This window comes from Spirilliplanes yamanashiensis, from assembly GCF_016863475.1.
Taxonomy (GTDB): Bacteria; Actinomycetota; Actinomycetes; order Mycobacteriales; family Micromonosporaceae; genus Spirilliplanes; species Spirilliplanes yamanashiensis.
In genome coordinates, this window is the sequence record NZ_BOOY01000001.1 from 100,625 (window position 1) to 119,948 (window position 19,324).

Here is a 19,324-nt window from a genome sequence, read left to right on the forward strand (position 1 = left end):
TACGACGGCGCTCACAGCAGGGTCAGCTGTTGCGCCGCCGAGTTCGCGGCCACGGCGCCCGGCCCGGTCTGCTCCGCCGGCGCGCCCGGGTGGCCGTAGGCGGTGCCGGCGTCGGGCAGGCTGCGGGCCTCGCCGGGCTCGGCGCGGTGCAGCCCGTGCCGCCGGGCGGCCCGCCGGACCCGCGCGGTGATCTCCCGCTGGTACGCCTGCGGCAGGTACGACCCGCGGCCGAACAGCTCCCGGTAGCGCGGCACCAGCTCGGGGTGGGTGCGACCCAGCCACCGCGCGTACCACTCCCGGGCGCCCGGCCGCAGGTGCAGCGGCAACGGCGACAGGCTGGCGGCGCCCGCGGCGGCGATCGCGGCGACGGTCTCCTCGATGGACTCATCGGTGTCGGTGAGCCCGGGCAGGATCGGCGCCATCAGCACGCCGACCTCGAAGCCGGCGTCGGTGAGCGCCCGCACCGCGTCGAGGCGCCGCCGCGGGCTGGGGGTGCCCGGCTCGACGTCGCGCCAGTGCTGCTCGTCGACGAAACCGATCGACATGGACAGCCCCACCGTCGTGACCTCGGCCGCCTGGCGCAGCAGCGGCAGGTCGCGCAGGATCAGCGTGCCCTTGGTGAGGATGGAGAACGGGTTGGCGAAGTCGCGCAGCGCCGCGATGATCTGCGGCATCAGCCGGTAGCGGCCCTCGGCCCGCTGGTAACAGTCGACGTTGGTGCCCATCGCGATGTGCTGCCCCTGCCACCGTGGTGCGGCGAGTTCGCGGCGCACCAGCTCGCCCGCGTTGACCTTGACGACCACCTTGGAGTCGAAGTCGTGGCCGGCGTCGAGGTCCAGATAGGTGTGCGTGTTGCGGGCGAAGCAGTTGTGGCTCACCACCCCGTCGGCCACGAAGTCGCCGGTGCCGGTGGTGATGTCGTAGAGCGGCATGTCGAGCCCGAGCGGCTCGACCGCGACCACGGCCGAGCCGGCGGCGCCCTCGACGGCCAGCCCGGTCGCCTCCGGGGCGCCGCCGTCCATGCCGGTGACGTGCCAGAGCCGCAGCGCCTCGGCGAGCGTGCCGCCGGCCTCCAGGGTGGGCAGGCTGCCGAACGGCCGGGGCCGCACCTCGCGCGCCGCGAACCCGAGCCGCGCCAGCGCCCCGGCGGCCAGCGCGAGCAGCTCCTCGCTCTGGCTCGCGAACCGCACCGTGAGCCCGTCGAGCCGTCCGGCCGCCGCGTGCAGGCCGGCGATCAGCCCGCGGTCGAAGCTCTCGGTCGGGACGGCGGGCAGCTGCAGCGCGCGGGGCAGGTGCAGGTCCTTGAGGTAGTCGTCGGCCCGGGCCCAGGGGTCGGCGGAGGAGGCCGAAGGACGGGATCGGGCGGGACCGGCCGCGTCGTGAGGGGGTGCGGCGCGGCCGGTCCGTGCGCCGCCCGCCGAACGGTCCGGGACCGCCGGCGCCGGTGCGGCGGCGGAGGCGGCCGGACGGCCGGGGTGTGGGCGGCAGGCCTGCGGGAGCGGCCACGGCGGGCCGGCGGCGGCGCGCGGGCCGCGACCGGATGCTGTGTCCGCCGGGGCCCGCCGATCGGGCGGAGCCCCCGCCGGCGTACCCGGGAGGTGCCGGCGGCGGCGGACCAGGGCGGCGTCGCCGCGGACCAGGCCGTAGACGTAGCCGGCGCGGTAGTCGGTGTCCTCCTTCGGCGGGTCGGCGAAGCCGCCGCCGGGGCCCAGCAGGACGTCGCCGGCGGCCAGGTGGGGGCGGTCGGCGCCGGGGCCGACGTGGCGCCAGCCGCGGGCGGTGAGGAACCGGTGCTCGGCGCTGGCGACCAGCCGGGTGCCGTCGGCGAGGGTGACCCGCCAGGCGGGCTTCGTGGTGGACCAGTGGTCGAGGACGGTCGTGGGCACGTAGCGGCGGTCGGTGCCGACGCCGACCGTGCCGTAGACGGCGTCGCCGGGGCGCAGGTCGGCCAGGGGCCGGTGGGTGCCGTCGGCGAGCAGGATCGGGGTGTCGCCGGCCAGGCAGTACGAGCAGGCGTGCGAGCAGCCGCGGTAGGGGTTGATCGTCCATTCGAACGGCACGCGGGACGCGCCCGGCACCCGGTTGATGATCGACTTGGCCTGCACCTCGTAGAACGTCATGCCGGCGAAGCCGGGGGTGTCGAACGTGCGGACCGTCGCCCCGGGCAGCGCCAGCGGCAGGGGTGGTGCCGCCGGCGCTGCGTCCGGGGTGGTCGCGTCGGGGGGAGCCGACAGGTGCGCCCATCGCATGCCGAGAATTCGAACACACGTTCGACTGCGGTGGCAAGCGGAACACGCGAGCGGTGTGTGCGGGGGATGGGCGATCCGGTCCGGGGTGACGTCACGGACTCCTCGCCAACTTCAACGTATATCACACCCCGGGGCTTGTGGCAAGACCCACCCCGTGCCGCAGAATCGTCGTCCGTAGGCCCGTGACCTGCGAAAACGGCAATGGAGCTGATGACGTGAATCCCCTGATCGCCGGCGCGTTCGACCTCCCGGAGCGCCTCGCCGCGAAGGCCGACCCGGCGCTGATCGACGTCGACGAGCGGCACTTCGCGGCCATCGCGGACAGCCTCGAACGGGTGACCGCGGACCTGTCCGACCGCCTCGACGCGGCGCGCCGCGCACCCGGCGGCAAGGGCCGGCAGGCGGTGGACCGGGACGACGAGGTGCGCCGGCTGACGTCCCGCCTGCGCGCGCTGCGCCGGTTCAGCCTCGACCTGTGCCTGGGCCGCATGGTCGGCGCGGACGGCGGCGAGCCCGTGTACGTGGGGCGGCTCGGCCTCACCGACGACGGCGGCCGCCGCCTGCTGGTCGACTGGCGCTCGCCCGCCGCCGAGCCGTTCTTCGGCGGCACCCACGCCAACCCGATGGGGTTGGCCAGCCGCCGCCGGTACCGGTGGACGCGAGGCCGGATCACCGACTACTGGGACGAGGTGTTCACCGCCGACGGCTTCGAGGGCCACGCCGCGCTCGACGACCAGTCCGCGTTCATCGCCAGCCTCGGCGGCAGCCGGTCGGGGCGGATGCGCGACGTGCTGGGCACCATCCAGGCCGACCAGGACGCCATCGTCCGCGCGGGCTCCCAGGGCGCCCTGGTCGTCGACGGCGGGCCGGGCACCGGCAAGACGGTCGTCGCGCTGCACCGCACCGCGTACCTGCTGTACTCCGACCCCCGCCTCGGGCACCGCCGCGGCGGCGTGCTGTTCGTGGGCCCGCACCAGCCGTACCTGGCCTACGTCTCCGACGTGCTGCCCAGCCTGGGCGAGGACGACGTGCAGACCTGCACCCTGCGCGACCTCGTCGCCGAGGGCGCCGCCGCCGGGGCCGAGCCCGACCCGGAGGCGGCCCGGCTGAAGGCGTCCGCCGACGTGGCGCGCGTCGTCGAGGCGGCCGTGCGGTTCTACGAGGACCCGCCCACCGGGACCATGACGGTCGCCACCGACTGGGCCGAGGTCCGGGTGACCGCGGCGGACTGGGCCGAGGCGTTCGAGGCGCCCGACCCGGGCACCCCGCACAACGAGGCGCGCGACACGGTCTGGGAGGAACTGCTCACGATCCTGAGCGACCGGTACGACGGCGACCGGCGCGAGCTGGCCCGCAGCCGGGACCTGCTCGCCGCGTTCAACCGGGCGTGGCCGCTGCTCGAGGCGGCCGACGTCGTCGGCGACCTGTGGACGGTGCCCGCGTACCTGCGCAAATGCGCCCCCGGGCTGGGCCCGGACGACCTGCGGCGGCTGCGGCGCGCGGACCCGCGGGCCTGGACGGTGTCCGACCTGCCCTTCCTGGACGCGGCCCGGCAGCGGCTCGGCGACCCGGAGGCCTCCCGCCGCCGGCGCCGCAACGACGCCACGGCCGCCGCCGAGCGCGCCCGCATGGACAGCGTCGTCGACGACCTGATCGCGTCCGCCGTGCACGACGACGGCGAGGGCCTGATGACGATGCTGCGCCAGCCGGACCTGCGGGACGTCCTGGCCGGCGGGGCGGCCCTGAGCACCGCCGACCCGGACCTGCTCGCCGGGCCGTTCGCGCACATCGTCGTGGACGAGGCCCAGGAGCTGACCGACGCGGAGTGGCAGATGCTGCTGCTGCGCTGCCCGTCCCGCAGCTTCACGATCGTCGGCGACCGCGCGCAGGCCCGGCACGGCTTCACCGAGTCGTGGCGCGAGCGGCTGGAGCGCGTCGGCCTGGACCGGATCGGGCTGGCGTCGCTGAGCATCAACTACCGCACGCCGGCGGAGATCATGGCGGAGGCCGAGCCGGTCATCCGGGCGGCGCTGCCGGACGCCAACGTGCCGACGTCCATCCGCCGCAGCGGCGTCCCGGTCACCCACGGCCGCCGGGCAAACCTGCCCGCGGTCCTCGACGACTGGCTCGCCGCCCACGCCGAGGGCACCGCCTGCGTCATCGGCGACCCGTCCTTCACGGCGACGCCGCGCGTCCGCTCGCTGACGCCGGAGCTGTCGAAGGGCCTCGAGTTCGACCTGGTCGTGCTGGTCGACCCGGAGTCGTTCGGCACGGGCATCGAGGGCGCCGTCGACCGCTACGTCGCGATGACCCGGGCGACCGGGCGGCTGGTCGTCCTCAGCGGCGCCTAGGCCCGCCCAGACGCCGAAGGCGCCGGGACCGGTAATCCCTGGCGCCTTCGTGCGGGTGGTGAACGGTCAGCTCTGCTGCGAGGCGAGCTTGTCCTTGACCTCCGACATGTCGAGGGCCTCGACCTGCTCGATGAGGCTCTCCAGCGCGCTCTCGGGCAGGGCGCCCGGCTGCGCGAACACGATCACGCCGTCGCGGACGGCCATGATGGTCGGGATCGACCGGATGTCGAACTTGGCCGCGATGGCCTGCTCGGCCTCCGTGTCGACCTTGCCGAAGGTGATGTCCGGGTGCTTCTCCGAGGAGCGCTCGTACGTCGGCGCGAACCGGACACAAGGACCGCACCAGCTCGCCCAGAAGTCGATCAGGACGATGCCCTCGCGGCTCGTCACCTCGTCGAAGTTCTCAGCGGTCAGGGCAACGGTGGCCATGGTGTGTCTCCATCTCCAGATCGGGCTACGCCTGATCGAACCAATCCGGCCCCTCTGTCATTCCCCGGGGTGGCCCGCCGACACCCGTCCAGCGACGTTCGTGAACGGGCGATGTCGGGCCTATCTGGACGCTGCATCACAGTGGGTAGCGAGAGCGCTCTCACGGGTCAACCCGCAGAGTAATCGCTTTCTGTCCGTATTTGACGCCGTCTGACCGGATGGACTGCTGGTCATGATCCGCGCGGCGCACATGATCGCCCAACGCAAGGTAATGGGAAAGAAAGTTAAATGAGACCTGGGTCACACCCCTGAAACCTATCCGGCAGTACGGAGGGTGAGGCAAAATCTGTTGCAACAGAGCGTGGGCGGCGGGTGCCGGGGAGGGCCCCGCCGCTCATTGCGTCCAGGGTCAGGTGGTCCGGGGGCACGCCCCCGGCCCCTTTCCCCGGAGGCGCCGATCGGTGGCCGTCGAAGCGTGGGTGGATCGGTCCCCGCGCGCCGGCCGCCTCGGGCGGGGCGGGCCGGCGGCCGGACGTGAGGCCCTCGCCGCCGCCACCCCTGCCGGGTCCGGACCGCGTCCGGGCCGCCCCGCCGCAGTGCTGCCGGGTTCGACCGTCACCCCGCCGGGCTTGACCTGCCACTCCCCGCCCACCTCTGCCGGTTCGGACCCGCGCCGCCGGGTTCGAGCGGCGAGCGCGCCACCGCGCCGGGCTGCTGCCGGGGCCCTGACCGCCACGCCGCCGCGTTCCGGGCGGCGCGGTCCGCGCCGCCACGCGCGTCACCCGCCAGCGGCCCAGCGGGTCGCCGAGCGCCCAACTCGCCCAGCCACTGCTTCATCCGTTAGTTCTGCCGCGCCTGGTGGCCCAAATCGCCGCTACCTACCGCGGCGGCGTCACGAACGCCCCGGGCTACGCCGAGGCCGCCGCACGGCCTGCGCCGCCCGCCGCGCCGCCCGCCGCGCCGCCCGCCGCGCCGCCCGCCGCGCCGCACCCGTACCGGCAAGCCGCACCTGGTCGGGCGCGCAAGCCCGCCAACCCCCAACCCTCGCTCACGACGTACCCTCATCGGCCGTGAGTGGTGACGAGCAGGCCGTCGGGGTCGGGCCCTGGCCGGGGGAGCCGCCCGCCGATCCCCGCTACGACCCCGAGCTGCTCGCCGAGGGCGACCGCCGCAACGTCGTCGACCGCTACCGCTACTGGCGGCACGACGCGATCGTCGCGGACCTGGACCGGCGGCGGCATCCCTTCCATGTCGCGATCGAGAACTGGCAGCACGATCTCAACATCGGGACGGTCGTGCGCAACGCGAACGCGTTCCTGGCCGCCGAGGTGCACATCGTGGGGTTGCGGCGGTGGAACCGGCGCGGGGCGATGGTGACCGACCGGTACCAGCACGTGCGGCACCATCCGGAGATCGACGGGTTCGCGGGCTGGGCGCGGGCGGCCGGGTTGCAGGTGGTGGGGATCGACAACCTGCCGGGGTCGCGGCCGATGGAGAGCGTGACGCTGCCGCGGGAGTGCGTGCTGCTGTTCGGGCAGGAGGGGCCGGGGCTGTCGGACGCGGCGCGGGCCGCGTGCGACCAGCTGTTCTCGATCGCCCAGTACGGGTCGACGCGGTCGATCAACGCCGGTGTGGCCAGCGGCATCGCGATGCACGCGTGGGTGCGGGCGCACGCGGGACCCCCGCCCGGGTACGAACAGGCCTGATGCGGGGCGGGAATCGCCGATCCGCTTGACGGGGGGCGGTCCGCCGAGCACGGTGTGGTGGTGGGCGTCACCGTGAGTTGCCCCAGGTGTGGTGCTGAGGTCCGGCCGCCGGATCTCATGCACAGCGCGTGGCGTTGCATGGACTGCGGCGAGGTGCCGCCTCTGCACGTGCCGCAGCACATCGGTCCGGAGATCGTGGCGTCGGCGGTCGGGCAGGGCGCGGGGTCGCTGGAGCGGCCGCCGGTGTGGTGCCCGTGGCCGTTGCCGCCGGGGTGGACCGTGACCGGCATCGGCTGGGCCGGCGACGACCGCACCGGGGTGCGCGGCACCGTGGTGGCGTGCAGCGGGCCGGGGCCGCTGGGCGACGGGCCGGCCGACGTCGTGCTGGTCGCGGAGCAGCCGGGGGTCGGGCTGGGCAACCGCATGGCGGGCATCCCGGGGCTCGATCCGGGTGCGCTGCTGGCCGAGTCGATGGGCTCGTCGGGCACCCATGCCGGTCCACATGCCAAGGTCAGGGCCGGGGGGCACCCGACTCCACTGTGGTGCGTGAAGTCACCGGCGGACCGGAGCGCATACGTGAGTGAGGCCCGAGGAATGTGGCTCTATGCGGTAGCGTGGCCGGCAAGCGCGGGTTACATCCTCGCGGACACTGTCGACCTTCATGACCTGTCCGAGTGGGTGCCGCCCGAGCTGGTGTACGGGGCACCGTCGCCGTACCTGCACGGACGGGTCTGACCTGTTCGCCGGGTATGGCGCAGATTCCCGGACATCGTTCACACTGTGCACAGCAACTGATACCGTGAGTATTGCTGCGGCGGCGACCGTCAACCGCACGGAGGAGAAGGCCAGTCATGATCAAGAAGGTCCTCACCTGGCTCGGCATCGCGTTCTTGATCTTCTTCATCGCCTTCAACCCTGATTCTGCCGCCGACGTCTTCCAGTCGCTCGGCAGCACGATCGGTGACATCGCCGAGGGCTTCGGCGCTTTCTTCACCAACCTCGTGGCGTAGTCCACGATGGGCCCGGACACCCCCCGTCCGGCCGGCGACGAGGATCCGCGCCGCCCCCGCGACGACGACACGGACTTCATCTTCGACGACCCGGCCTTCGTGGACGACGACGATCCACGGCAGACGCCGCGGTATGCCCGCGGCAGCAGCTCCGGCCCGGGTTTCGCGGAGAGCGCCGGCTACGCCGACGGTCCGTCGTACGCGGCCAGCGCCGGCTTCGGCGACGGCGGTGACGAGACCCGCGCCACCGGCCGCGCCCAGGCCCCGTCCGCGGCGGCCGCAGCGGGCGGCGGCGGTGGCGGTGGCGGCGGTGGAGGCGGCGGCACCGGCGGCGGTGGCGGCGGCTGGGACGACGATGACGACGACTTCGAGCGGCGGCACGGCTACGTCCCGCAGTTCACGGCGGAGGAGCTCGAGGGCCTCGGCACGGACGAGAACGGCCTGCCCACCGGCCCGCGGCGCGTGCTGCCGCTGGAGGACGAGCCCAGCACCCTCGTCGCGCGCTACCTGTTCCCCACCGAGCGCTACCGCGGCGAGTGGAAGCGGCACTTCATCCACCTGACCACCCCGCTGCTCATCGGCGTGGGCGTGACGTTCCTACTCGGCTACCTGTCCGGCTTCCTCGCCAAGCAGAACGTGGACGGCCTGACCACGGCGGCCGTCCTCATCTGGCTCGGCGTCATGGGCTGGGTGGCGTGGAAGGTCGCGGACTGGTACTTCGACCGCTTCATCCTGACCAACAAGCGGGTCATGGTCGTCAACGGCATCATCACCCGCAAGGTCGCCATGATGCCGCTGCTGCGGGTCACCGACATGAAGTACGAGCAGTCGCCGCTCGGCCGGCTGCTCAACTACGGCACGTTCGTGCTGGAGTCGGCCGGTCAGGACCAGGCCCTGCGCGAGGTCAAGCACCTGCCGAACCCCAACGAGCTGTACCTGCGGGTCGTCGAGGAGATGTACGAGCCGCAGGCCGTCGAGGCCCGCCTCGGCAAGGACGACGAGGCGGTCGGCGACGCCTGACGCGGGTCACCCCGCCTTGGGGGACTCCCAGCCGCAGGTCACGCACTGGTACGACGGCCCGGGCCGGCGCCTGCGGCGCCGCCCTGGACCACGCCCGGCGTCCACACCGCACACCGTCCCACTCCGGCAGATCGCCGCCGCCTCGCTCATTCCCGGCATCGCGCCGCCGGCAATGTGTCGCCCGCATGGGCCGGCGTGGACCGGCGCGGGCGCGCCGACCACGATGGTCACGCCGCCTCACCCCTCCCCGTCGTCCGCCGGTGACGCAACGACGCCGGCCGCCGGTCCGCGGCGGTCCTGACTGATATGCGTCTATGCCCCCCCGGGGCGCTCCGCCGCGGGATGTTCATGCAGGGGACGGCGGCACCCGACCACCCGGTAACCTCACACCGCGTGACCCGGATCGACCTGCACACGCACTCCACCGCGAGCGACGGCACGCTCACCCCGGCGGAGCTGGTCGCCGCCGGCGCCGCCGCCGGCCTGAGCGTCCTGGCGATCACGGACCACGACACCACCGGCGGCTGGGACGCCGCCGCCGAGGCCCGCCCGGCCGGCCTCACCCTGATCCGCGGCGCCGAGCTGTCCTGCCGCTGGCACGGCTCCGACCCGCCCATCCCGCTGCACCTGCTGGGCTACCTGTTCGACCCCACGGCCCCCGAGCTCGTCGCCCAGCTCACCGCCATGCGCGCCGACCGCGAACGCCGCGCCGAACGCATGGTCGAGCTGCTGCGCGCCGACGGCGTCGACATCAGCTGGCCCGAGGTCGCCGGCTACGCCGCGGGCGGCTCCGTCGGCCGCCCCCACATCGCCCAGGCCCTCATCCGGGCCGGCCTCGTCGCCACCACCAGCGAGGCCTTCGCAAGCCGCTGGCTCGGCCGCCGCTACCACATCCCCAAGTTCGACCTCGACGTCTTCGACGCCATCCGCCTCGTCCGCGCCGCCGGCGGCGTCACCGTCTTCGCCCACCCCCGCGCCAGCCGCCGCGGCCGCGTCGTCGACGACGCCATGATCACCGAACTCGCCGCCGCCGGCCTGTTCGGCCTCGAAGCCGACCACGAGGACCACACCCCGGAGGAACGCGACCAGATCCGCGCCCTGGCCGGCCGGCTGGGCCTCGTCGTCACCGGCTCCTCCGACTTCCACGGCACCCACAAGACCGTCGCCCTGGGTGCGAACACGACCGCCCCCGAGGCGTACGACAAGATCGTGGCCGCCGCGACCGGCGTGCCGGCGCTGTAGGGTCCGGGCACGATGGACCTGAAACTGTTCGGCGAGGTCTTCGTGACCCTGCTGGTGATCGTCGACCCGCCCGGCATGGTCCCGATCTTCCTGGCCCTCACCGGCGCCCTCCCGGCCCGCCAGCGCCACCGCGCCGGCACCCAGGCCGTCGCGCTCGCCCTCGGCGTCATCGTGGTCTTCGCCGTCGCCGGCCAGACCCTCCTCGACTACCTGCACGTCGACCTGCCCGCCCTCCAGGGCGCCGGCGGCCTGCTGCTCATTCTGGTGGCCCTCGAACTGCTCACCGGCAAAACTGACGAACCCACCACCCAGTCGACGTCCAACATCGCCCTCGTACCCCTGGGCACCCCGCTGCTGGCCGGCCCGGGCGCCATCGTCGCCACGATGCTGTTCGTCCAACGCTCCGACGGCAGCGCCGCCGAGTACGTGTCCATCGGCGCCGGCATCGTCGCCGTGATGCTGTCGGTGTGGCTGGTCCTGCGCTTCTCCGGCGTGATCGTCAAGATCCTGCGCCCGGGCGGGATCGAGGTTCTGACGCGGATCGCGGGTCTGCTCTTGGCGGCGATCGCGGTCCAGCTGATCGCGGACGCGGTGGCGGCGTTCGTGCGGCAGTACGCGGCGGGCGGCTGAGCGTTCCCTCACTGGCTGCCCCGGCCTCCGCTGCTTCCGGTCGGCTGTCCTCGGCTGTCCTCGGCCGGCTTGGCCGGCGGAGCTACCCCGGCTGTCCTCGACAGCCGCACCGACATCTGTCGGCTGCCGGGGGGCTCGGGCGGCTTCCCCCGTTCGGGGAATGTCGGTGGGTGCTGGAAGGATCGGGGGGTGGCTTCCTCCCGGTCCCGCACCGTTTCCGCGGCAATCCCCGAACAGCTCGGTTTCGCCGGGATGCCCGAGCGGCTGTTCGTGTGCACCCCGAGCAAGCTGGGCGCCTACACCGACTGCCCCCGCCGCTACCGGTACTCCTACGTCGACCGCCCCACCCCGCAGAAGGGCCCGCCGTGGGCGCACAACTCGCTCGGCGCGAGCGTGCACACGGCCCTGAAGAACTGGTACGCGACCGCGCCCGACCGTCGCGACCCGTCCATCGTTCCCGCCCTGCTCCGCGCCACCTGGGTGTCCGAGGGCTACCGCGACTCCGACCAGCAGCGCGCCGTCTACCACCGCGCCCTCGGCTGGCTGGAGACGTACGTGACCGGCCTCGACCCGGCCGACGAGCCGCTCGGCGTCGAGCGGGTCGTCGCCGCCAAGACCTCGGTCCTGGCCTTCAACGGCCGCGCCGACCGCATCGACGCCCGGGTGGACGACGACGGCCGCCCGGAGGCCGTGATCGTCGACTACAAGACCGGCCGCTCCGAGCTGGACGCCGACGACGCCCGCGGATCCCAAGCTCTGGCGCTGTACGCGTACGCGGCCGCCCGTGTCTTCCGCCGCCCGTGCGTCCGCGTCGAGCTGCACCACCTGCCGACCGGCACCGTCGCGGCGCACGAGCACACGCCCGAGTCGCTGGACCGGCACGTGGGGCGGGCGGAGGAGACGGCCCGGGACATCCTCGCGGCGGAGAAGGCCGTAACGGCCGGGGGTGATCCGGACGAGGCGTTCCCCGCTCAGCCCGGCACGCTCTGCGGCTGGTGCGACTTCCGGCGGGTGTGCCCGGCGGGGTCGGCCATGCCGGCGAAGGAGCCGTGGACGGCGGTCGACCGCCCGGATTGACTGCCGTAGTTGGTCGTTCCCGGTCGGTCCACCGCAGTGGAACCCCCGACCTGGCTGCCGCAGTCGTCCGCCTCAGCCGGTATGGGTGACCGGCCGGTCGCCGCGTGGTCCCCGAGGTCGCCCGTCGGTTGCCGGTCAGTCCCAGTGGGGTGGGCGGTCGGCGAGGAGCCGGTCGTCATTCGAGTCGCGGGACCAGCCGCCGCCCCAGCCGTGGTCGGTGTCGTCGCGGGTCTGCTCGGGCAGCACCGGCGGCTCGTCCGGGTCCAGGTCGACGGTGCGGTCGTCGCCGCTGGTCGGGCTGCCGCCGGAGCCGGTGCCTGCACGCGTGTCCACGCGCCGAGCCTAACGATCGTCGCTCGAGGTGCCGACGCCCGGCCGTCCGGCGTTGGTAGCGTCGGACAGGTGAGCGCCCCGACCGGTCCCAGCGACGACGACGCCTACTGGCGCCGCCCAGACGACGACGCCGGAGGCCTGCCCACTCCGCCGCCGGCCCCCGAGCCGCCGGCGAAGCCCGTCTACCCCGGTCCGCCGCCGAGCACCCCGCCGCCGAGCGGGTGGCGCCCGCCGTTCGTGGCGGAGCCGGTGCCGCCGCGGTCGCTGCCGCCGCAGGACCCGGCCGTCATCGACGACGCCGAGCGCAGCGCCCGCACGGTGACCTATGGCATCGGCATGGTGGCGGCCGCCCTCATGCTCGTGACCGTCTGCCTCCTCTGCTCCCGGCTGCTGTTCTGAGGTTGCTGCTCAGGAGACGCCGTGGACCGACTGGGCCCCGCTGTCCCCGGTCTGGAAGACGTAGAACCCGGCCACGGCCGCCAGCGCGATGACCGCCACGATGAGGCCCGCCTCGGCGGCCCGGGGGAGCGGCCGGCGGCTGGTCAGCCACACGAGCAGGCCCGCCGCCACGCCGAGGCCCAGCGTGAACCAGAAGGTGCGGGTGCCGAACGACGCGTGCTGCTGCACGTTGGCGATGGCGTCCTCGGGCACGCCGGCGTACTTGCGGTCGTAGAACGCTGACCCGGACAGCATCGCGGCGAGCGCGGTCAGCGGGGACCCGACGGCGAGCAGGCCGACCACCCAGCCCAGCCGGGCGCGCAGCTTCGGGACCAGCGCGTAGAGCACGCCGGACAGCGCCAGCAACGGCACGAACACCACTGCGGCATGGACCACGAGCACGTGTACGGGCAGGCCGTTGACCTGGTTGAACATTGCGCCTCCTCGGTTGGCGGTACGAGGGTGAAGCCTGAGGTTTCAACTATTCCCTACGGGCCCCTACGCGCGATGCCGTGGTTCGGTTCACATGATCGCCATTTCGTTTCCGGGCTGCGCATGTTGTCATGGAACGCGTGCCCGGTGCTGAGGAGCTGCTCCGGTCGCGGGGCCTGCGGGTCACGCGGCCGCGGCTCGCCGTGCTCGACGTGCTGACCGCCGGCGGACACCTGGACGTCGACCAGATCGCCGGCCAGGTGCGCACCCGCCTCGACTCGGTGTCGACCCAGGCCGTGTACGACGTGCTCGGCGCCCTGTCGCGCGCCGGCCTGGCCCGCCGGATCGAGCCCGCCGGCAGCCCGGCCCGCTACGAGGCGCGCGTCGGCGACAACCATCACCACCTGGTGTGCCGCAGCTGCGGCGAGATCACCGACATCGACTGCGCCGTGGGCGAACGCCCGTGCCTGGACCCCGGGGCGAGCCACGGGTACGACGTCGACGAGGCGGAAGTGACGTTCTGGGGCCTGTGCCCCGGCTGCAAGCGACGCAGAGCGGACGACTGAGCCCGTCCCGCGTGGCACGCTTGGCGGATGGACGACGCCCACGATCTCGGGCTCTTCGGGCCCCGTTCGGTCACGTGGAAGCTGCACCAGGAGCCGATCCTCGGGCTCGCCGGCCTGCGCTCCCTCTACTTCCAGGCGCTGCACCCCCGCGCCGTCGCCGGAGTCGCCCAGAACTCCGTCTACAAGGACGACGCGTGGGGCCGCCTCATGCGCACCTCCATGTACGTCGCCACCACGATCTACGCCCCGACCGCCGAGGCGGAGGCGGCCGGCCACCGGCTGCGCCGCCTGCACGCGCGGCTGAGCGCGGTCGATCCCGCCACGGGTGAGCGCTTCCGCATCGACGAGCCGGACCTGCTGCGCTGGGTGCACGTCACCGAGGTTGAGTCGTTCCTGACGGTGGCCCGGCGGGCCGGCCTGTCGCTGACCGACGCCGAGGTCGACACCTACTACGCCGAGCAGTTGCGCAGCGCCGAACTCGTCGGCCTCGACCCGGCGACGGTGCCCTCGACGGCCGCTGAGGTCGCCGCCTACTACGAGCAGGTCCGCCCCGAGCTGCGCCTGACCCGCGACGGCGCGGAGACGATGATGTTCCTGACCGTGCCGCCGGTGCCGGACTCGTGGGACCTGAGCCTGCCGGCGCGCCTGGGGCTCACCCTCGGCCCGACCCGCTGGGCGTACCTGGGCATCGCGTCGACCGCGCTCGCCCTGCTGCCGCCGTGGGCGCGCAAGCTCTACGGCGGCCTGGGCTGGGCCACCACCGATCTCACCGCCGACCTGTCGGTCAAGAGCATCCGCCTGCTGCTGGCCGCGCTGCCGCGCCGGCTGCGGGTCAGCCCGATGCGCCAGGCGGCGCTGGAACGGGCCGCGGCCGCCGGCCACCTGGTGGACGCCTAACCACCCGCGGATCGTCACCTGGCACCTCCCGTCGCTGATCCGTGGGAGGCATTGAAGCAGTCCGCGGGTGACCCTCGGCGAGTTATCCACAGCGGGCCGTTGTCCACAGGGTTGTAGGCGGTCGGCCCGCGTCGTGCCGTGCCATCGCTAGCGTTCCGTCCCGGTCGGCGCCTTCCCGGTGCGCCGGCCGGAAGGAGACCTGCGATGGCCAGTCGCCGTTCCCGCGACGCCCTGCCGCCTGCCCCGGCGCTGCCCCTGCGCCCGGCGGCGGGAGGCCACCCGCCGCCTGAGGTCGCGGGGCGTTCGGCGGCGGACGGCCGGCTCGATCCGATCCGCTGGCGGCGGCCGGGGCGCGCGGGCCTGATCCGCCTCGGGGCGATCGCGCTGCTGTTGGTGACCGCTGCGGGGCTGGTGCTGGGGCGGGAGCCGGCGGGCTGCGCCCCGGCGGCGTCGACCGGCACGTCGCCGAGCAGCAAGGCGGGTGGTTCCCGCGGCGCCGCGCCCATCGCCGATGCCGGTGGTGCGCCGGGCGACGCCGGTGCGGCAGGGAGGTCCGTCTCCCGTGGGCCGGGCGCCGTGGGAGGTGCGCGCCGGGCCCGGTCCGTGCCGAAGGGGTCGGTCGGGGTGCCGGTGCGGCTCGCCGAGCCGGCCGCCCTGGGCGTGTTGCAGCCCGGCGACCGGGTCGACCTCATGGCGGCGCGCGACGACGGCAAGGCGTCCCGGATCGCCACCGCCGCGCTCGTGCTCGGCGTCGGCCACGTGGACGATCCCGGCGCGGGCCTGTTCCTCGCCCTGACGGCGGCCGAGGCCCGCGCCGCGGCAGCGGCGCCGGACGGTGCCCGCCTCAGCGTGCTGGTGCGGCCGCCGGAATAGCGGTCCAGCCCGGCGACACCGGCCACAGCGACTTGGTGCGGCCGGGCCGGTCGGTGGCTACTTGCTCGCCGAGGAGGTGGAGGCCGGTGTGGTGCTGGACGAGGACGACGCCGAGCCGCCGTTGCCGGACGAGCTCGACGACGACGTCGAGGAGGTCGAGGAGGAGGTCGACGACGAGGAGGAGTCCGACGACGTGGACGTGGAGGAACTGTCGGACTTGGCGGCCGGCTTGTCGGCCACGGCCGGCTTCGACGAGGAGCCGTTGCGGGAGTCCGTCCGGTAGAAGCCGGAGCCCTTGAAGACGACGCCGACGGCGCTGAAGACCTTCCGCAGCTTGCCGCTGCAGGCCGGGCACTCGGTCAGCGCGGCGTCGGAGAACGACTGCACCGCCTCGAGCTGGTGACCGCACTCGGTGCAGGCGTACTGGTACGTGGGCACGGTTCCTCCGGTTGTGAACACGATTGGCACTCGACGATAACGAGTGCCAGCCGAGGCCGCCTGCCATGGTGCGTCATCGAACGTCATTTCGTCCACTCGGTGGGCCGCAGTCCGCCGCTGGGTGTGACGACCGCCCCCACCGGACGATCATGCGCCGCGGCGGGCACTTCGGGCAGGAGTTCGCCGTCGTGCAGCAGGGCGATGGTGCGGGCCGGGTCGAGGCGGGCCAGCGCGCGGTCGTAGGAGCCGCCGCCGCGGCCCAGCCGGATGCCGCGATTGTCGATCGCCAGGGCGGGGACGAGAACGAGGTCGGCGGCCGCCACAGCGTCCACGCCGAGCCGGGGACTGTCCGGTTCACGCAGGCCGAGCCGGCCGGGGCGGACAGTGCCGGTGTACTCGGCCCAGTCCAGGTCGTTGTCAGGGAGGAGGACCGGGAGCAACAGGCGGCTGCCGGCGGGGAGGGCGGCGCGGAGGACGTGCGGGAGATCGGTCCCACCCGGTTCGCCGGGCATCGGGACGTAGGCGGCGACGACGAGGGGGCGAGGTCGGTGGGGAGGATCTCCGATCGGGGCGCGGTGGGCGTCTGTGCCCGTCTGACCTGCGGTGGAGACGCGTGGGCCGGTCGGCCAGGGACTCGAGGTGTCGTCCGTTATCGCGGCCGCGGCGCGGATCGTCGCGACGACGCACGCCTGGATCGCCGTCGCCGAGCCGGCTCGTTCGGCCTCGGTCAGCGCCCGGCGGGCGGCCAGCAGGCGGCGGCGCACGTCGCCTTTGGCGCGGGCGATGGTTTCCGCATCAACCGGAAAATCCGGCACAACACCTCCATCTCAAAAGCGGCAAACGGCGCACTCTGTGTCAGCATCGAGGTCGCATGGCCCATTCCTGGGGAGGGTGCGTGACTCTGCGTGGCCGCCTCACTACCGCCTTCTTGGCGGTCGTGCTCGGCCCGGTCCTCCTCGGTGCGGCGTTCGTCGGAGTCACCGTAGCCGCGGTGAGTGGTGACCGGGCCGCCGAGCGCCTCGACCACTCCGCCGGCACGGTCCGGACGGCGGTGGGCGCACTGTGCCGCCAGTTGCAGGCGGCGGCGGACTCCGTGGCCGTGCTGCCCGGCGACGAGGCCAGACGGGCCGCGGCCGACCAGCTCGTGGCCCGGGGGGTCGCCTCGGCGATCCGGGTGACGAGGCCGGCCGACGGCGCCGACCGCCGCGCCGCCGACGGCGCTCAGGGCGCGAGCGGCGCCACCGACGGGCGCGGCGGCGTGAACGGGCGGCCCGTGAGCACCGCCGACAACGGCGACGGTGGGTTCCGCACCGACGGCGCACCCGGCGGCACGTGGATCGACTGCGCCGCACCGGCAACCGCGTCGGGGGGCGGCGTCATCGCCGCCACGGCCGAGACCCGCGACGGCGACGACCGCGAGACCGGCACGGTCGAGGCGGGGCTGATCCTGGACCAGGGCTTCGCCGGCCGGCTCGCCCGCACGAGCGGCGCCGAGGTCACGGTGCTGGCGCTTTCGGGCGGCGCCCTCGAGCCGGCCGAACTGTGGCTGAGCACCGAACCCGAGGGCCGGCGCCGAGCCGTCGTCGAGGCCGCCGTCACGCCGGGGGAGTCGCCCGACGGGCGGCACGTACGGCGGATCGACCCTGCGCCCGGTCAGCCGCTGGCCGTCGTCATCTCTGTGGCGGCGCCGGAGCCCGGCGGGCTGTACACGCTGCTGCTCGCGGCCGTCCTCGGCGCCTGCGGGCTGGGGGTGCTGGCGTCGCGGTGGCTGGCGCGGTCGACCACCCGGACGCTCGCGGAGGTGGCGCACGCGGCCGACATGGTCGCCGGCGGTGACCTCAGCGCCCGGGTGCCCGGCGGTGGGCCGGACGAGGTGGGGCGGCTGGCGGACTCGTTCAACCGGATGACGGGGGAGCTGCAGGATCACGTGCAGGCGCTCACCACCAGCCGGGACCAGCTGCGGCGGCACCTGAGCATCCTGGGCGACACGCTGTCGGGGACGCACGACGTGCAGCGGATCCTGCGGGTCATCCTCGACACGGCGGTAGCGGCGACCGGGGCCCGGGCCGGAGCCGTGCTGCTGGTGGACCCGGCCGACGGGATGCTGGTGGGCCAGGCCGCCGAGGGGCTGGCCGGACGGTGGGACGGCGCGGACGTGTCGGCGCTGCGCGTGCCGGTCGGGGCGGGGTTGCTGGGCGGCGTCGCGGCGGCCGGCGAACCCCGCCACGGACACATCGGCCACCCGCGACCGCCCCAGCCGACACCGCCGGGGCCAAGGCAGGGGGCACAGCCGGGGTCAGAGCAGGCGGGGCCAGCGCAGGCGGCGCAGCCGGGGCCAGAGCAGTCGGCACAACCGGCGCCAGGGCCGGCGGCGCAGCTGGGGCCACAGCAGTCGGCACAGCCGGAACCAGGGCAGGCGGCAATTCGAGCCCCAGGGCCGGTGGTGCCGGAACAAGCAGCCCCAAGGCAGGCGGCAGCAGAAGTCGCGCAGGCGGATCAGCCGGTCGCCGGGGAGCCCCTGCCCCGCAGCACCTGGATGGCCGTGCCGATCTGCGCGCCCAAGCTCGTCGGCGACCCCCTCGTTCCCGGCACCACCGCCGAGCCGTCCGCCGGTGGGGCCAGCGTCGTGCTGGGGGTGCTGGCGCTGTACGACCGGCACGGGGCCGACGGCTTCGACGACGCGGACCTGGACATGCTGCGCACGTTCGCGGGTCAGGCCGGGGTGGCCGTCAACAACGTGCGCGTCCACGAGGAGGCGCAGCGGCTGTCGCTGACGGACCCGCTGACGGGGTTGTGGAACTACCGGTCGCTGCAGGAGTCGGTGCGGCGGGAGGTGGAGCGGGCGAGCCGGTTCCGGCGGATGCTGTGTGTGCTGGCGCTGGACCTCGACCACTTCAAGGAGGTCAACGACACGCACGGGCACGCGGCCGGGGACGCGGTGCTGCGGGAGTTCGCGCAGCGCATCCGGGGGTGCCTGCGCGAGGTCGATTTGGCGTTCCGGCAGGGCGGCGAGGAGTTCGTGGTGCTGCTGCCGGAGACGGACGCGTTCGGCGGGGCGATCGTCGCCGAGCGGCTGGGCGCGGTGATCCGGGGCGCGGCGGTGGAGATCGGCGGGCGGCGGGGGGCCAGGGCGATCCCGGTGAGCGTGTCGATCGGGATCGCGGTGTACCCGGAGCACGGGGTGACGGCGGGGCAGCTGCTGGAGGCCGCGGACGAGGCGCTGTACGCGGCGAAGGAGGCCGGCCGGGACACGTACCGGCTGGCGGAGCTGGGCGGCGACGTCGCCGAACACGGCGCCGCCGGCAGAGCCGAACACGGCGCCGCCGGCAGAACCGAACACGGCGCCGTCGGCAGAACCGAACACGGCGCCGCCGGCAGAACCGAACACGGCGCCGCCGGCAGGAACGAACATGCGGCCGCAGGCAGAGCCGAACACGGCCCCGGCGCCGACCCCCTGACCGGCCCCGCGGCGGCCGGAAACGCCCCCGCGCCCGCCGGGGTGGCGCCGCCCGCCGGGGTGGCGCAGCCTGGGGGGAGCGGCGCGCCGGGCGGGCCGCAGCCGCCGCGAGCGCGGCGTGGCCGATAGTCTCGCGGCATGTCGGGTCAGGCGAGCGAAAGCGCGGTGGCGGCTGA

19 protein-coding genes and 1 pseudogene are annotated in these 19,324 nt (G+C 74.4%); 14 read left to right on the forward strand and 6 right to left on the reverse strand.

Annotation, left to right across the window (positions count from 1 at the left end; all coding sequences use genetic code 11):
- Positions 1-11 precede the first annotated feature (11 nt).
- Positions 12-2,249, reverse strand: a complete 2,238-nt coding sequence (locus Sya03_RS00490) for an intein-containing Rv2578c family radical SAM protein (RefSeq protein ID WP_203936080.1) — start codon at positions 2,247-2,249, stop codon at positions 12-14.
- Between the two features lie 215 nt (positions 2,250-2,464).
- Between Sya03_RS00490 and helR the strand changes: the two genes are divergently transcribed.
- The gene (gene helR, locus Sya03_RS00495; RefSeq protein WP_203936081.1) at positions 2,465-4,600 is read left to right on the forward strand and encodes an RNA polymerase recycling motor ATPase HelR; all 2,136 of its coding nucleotides are present in this window, start codon (positions 2,465-2,467) and stop codon (positions 4,598-4,600) included.
- A gap of 66 nt (positions 4,601-4,666) precedes the next feature.
- Here helR and trxA read toward each other — a convergent pair whose 3' ends face one another.
- Positions 4,667-5,029, reverse strand: coding sequence for a thioredoxin (gene trxA, locus Sya03_RS00500; RefSeq protein WP_203936082.1), 363 nt, complete (start codon positions 5,027-5,029; stop codon positions 4,667-4,669).
- A gap of 1,070 nt (positions 5,030-6,099) precedes the next feature.
- Between trxA and Sya03_RS00505 the strand changes: the two genes are divergently transcribed.
- From Sya03_RS00505 to Sya03_RS00535, 7 genes are all read left to right on the forward strand, one after another.
- On the forward strand, positions 6,100-6,735 hold the full coding sequence (locus tag Sya03_RS00505; RefSeq protein ID WP_203936083.1) for a TrmH family RNA methyltransferase: 636 nt from the start codon (positions 6,100-6,102) through the stop codon (positions 6,733-6,735).
- Between the two features lie 60 nt (positions 6,736-6,795).
- Entirely contained in the window at positions 6,796-7,470 is a 675-nt protein-coding gene (locus Sya03_RS00510; protein WP_306892542.1) for a DUF6758 family protein, read from the forward strand.
- A 116-nt stretch (positions 7,471-7,586) separates the two neighbouring features.
- Positions 7,587-7,745, forward strand: coding sequence for a hypothetical protein (locus tag Sya03_RS00515; protein ID WP_203936084.1), 159 nt, complete (start codon positions 7,587-7,589; stop codon positions 7,743-7,745).
- A gap of 6 nt (positions 7,746-7,751) precedes the next feature.
- Positions 7,752-8,765: a PH domain-containing protein gene (locus Sya03_RS00520; RefSeq protein WP_203936085.1), complete on the forward strand. Its 1,014-nt coding sequence runs from the start codon at positions 7,752-7,754 to the stop codon at positions 8,763-8,765.
- A 393-nt stretch (positions 8,766-9,158) separates the two neighbouring features.
- A complete protein-coding gene (locus tag Sya03_RS00525) occupies positions 9,159-10,007 on the forward strand; it encodes a PHP domain-containing protein (RefSeq protein WP_373316095.1) in 849 nt (282 codons plus the stop codon).
- A 12-nt stretch (positions 10,008-10,019) separates the two neighbouring features.
- Positions 10,020-10,637, forward strand: coding sequence for a MarC family protein (locus tag Sya03_RS00530; RefSeq protein WP_203936087.1), 618 nt, complete (start codon positions 10,020-10,022; stop codon positions 10,635-10,637).
- Positions 10,638-10,889: 252 nt separating this feature from the next.
- Positions 10,890-11,714, forward strand: a complete 825-nt coding sequence (locus Sya03_RS00535) for a RecB family exonuclease (RefSeq protein ID WP_203936244.1) — start codon at positions 10,890-10,892, stop codon at positions 11,712-11,714.
- A 135-nt stretch (positions 11,715-11,849) separates the two neighbouring features.
- Here the strand turns inward: Sya03_RS00535 and Sya03_RS00540 are convergent, their stop codons facing one another.
- A complete protein-coding gene (locus Sya03_RS00540; protein ID WP_203936088.1) occupies positions 11,850-12,047 on the reverse strand; it encodes a hypothetical protein in 198 nt (65 codons plus the stop codon).
- Between the two features lie 69 nt (positions 12,048-12,116).
- On the opposite strand from Sya03_RS00540, the gene Sya03_RS00545 reads away from it, so the two are divergent.
- Positions 12,117-12,446, forward strand: a complete 330-nt coding sequence (locus Sya03_RS00545; protein WP_203936089.1) for a translation initiation factor 2 — start codon at positions 12,117-12,119, stop codon at positions 12,444-12,446.
- Between the two features lie 9 nt (positions 12,447-12,455).
- Here Sya03_RS00545 and Sya03_RS00550 read toward each other — a convergent pair whose 3' ends face one another.
- Positions 12,456-12,920: a DUF2231 domain-containing protein gene (locus Sya03_RS00550; RefSeq protein WP_203936090.1), complete on the reverse strand. Its 465-nt coding sequence runs from the start codon at positions 12,918-12,920 to the stop codon at positions 12,456-12,458.
- 137 nt (positions 12,921-13,057) lie between these two features.
- Between Sya03_RS00550 and Sya03_RS00555 the strand changes: the two genes are divergently transcribed.
- From Sya03_RS00555 to Sya03_RS30715, 4 genes are all read left to right on the forward strand, one after another.
- Positions 13,058-13,483: a Fur family transcriptional regulator gene (locus Sya03_RS00555; protein ID WP_275411415.1), complete on the forward strand. Its 426-nt coding sequence runs from the start codon at positions 13,058-13,060 to the stop codon at positions 13,481-13,483.
- A gap of 27 nt (positions 13,484-13,510) precedes the next feature.
- Positions 13,511-14,380, forward strand: coding sequence for an oxygenase MpaB family protein (locus tag Sya03_RS00560; RefSeq protein WP_203936092.1), 870 nt, complete (start codon positions 13,511-13,513; stop codon positions 14,378-14,380).
- A 204-nt stretch (positions 14,381-14,584) separates the two neighbouring features.
- On the forward strand, positions 14,585-15,253 hold the full coding sequence (locus Sya03_RS00565; protein ID WP_203936093.1) for a hypothetical protein: 669 nt from the start codon (positions 14,585-14,587) through the stop codon (positions 15,251-15,253).
- A gap of 61 nt (positions 15,254-15,314) precedes the next feature.
- A complete protein-coding gene (locus Sya03_RS30715) occupies positions 15,315-15,536 on the forward strand; it encodes a hypothetical protein (protein ID WP_239107045.1) in 222 nt (73 codons plus the stop codon).
- A gap of 14 nt (positions 15,537-15,550) precedes the next feature.
- Here the strand turns inward: Sya03_RS30715 and Sya03_RS30720 are convergent.
- Positions 15,551-15,778 (reverse strand): annotated as a pseudogene (locus Sya03_RS30720) (FmdB family zinc ribbon protein); the annotation flags it as partial.
- Complete coding sequence (locus tag Sya03_RS30725) at positions 15,775-16,506, reverse strand: 5-formyltetrahydrofolate cyclo-ligase (protein ID WP_239107020.1); 732 nt, start codon at positions 16,504-16,506, stop codon at positions 15,775-15,777. The gene Sya03_RS30725 and the pseudogene Sya03_RS30720, both read right to left, overlap by 4 nt.
- Before the next feature lie 176 nt (positions 16,507-16,682).
- Here Sya03_RS30725 and Sya03_RS31810 point away from each other — a divergent pair, with 176 nt between their 5' ends.
- The gene (locus tag Sya03_RS31810; RefSeq protein WP_203936095.1) at positions 16,683-19,277 is read left to right on the forward strand and encodes a diguanylate cyclase; all 2,595 of its coding nucleotides are present in this window, start codon (positions 16,683-16,685) and stop codon (positions 19,275-19,277) included.
- Positions 19,278-19,324: the final 47 nt, after the last annotated feature.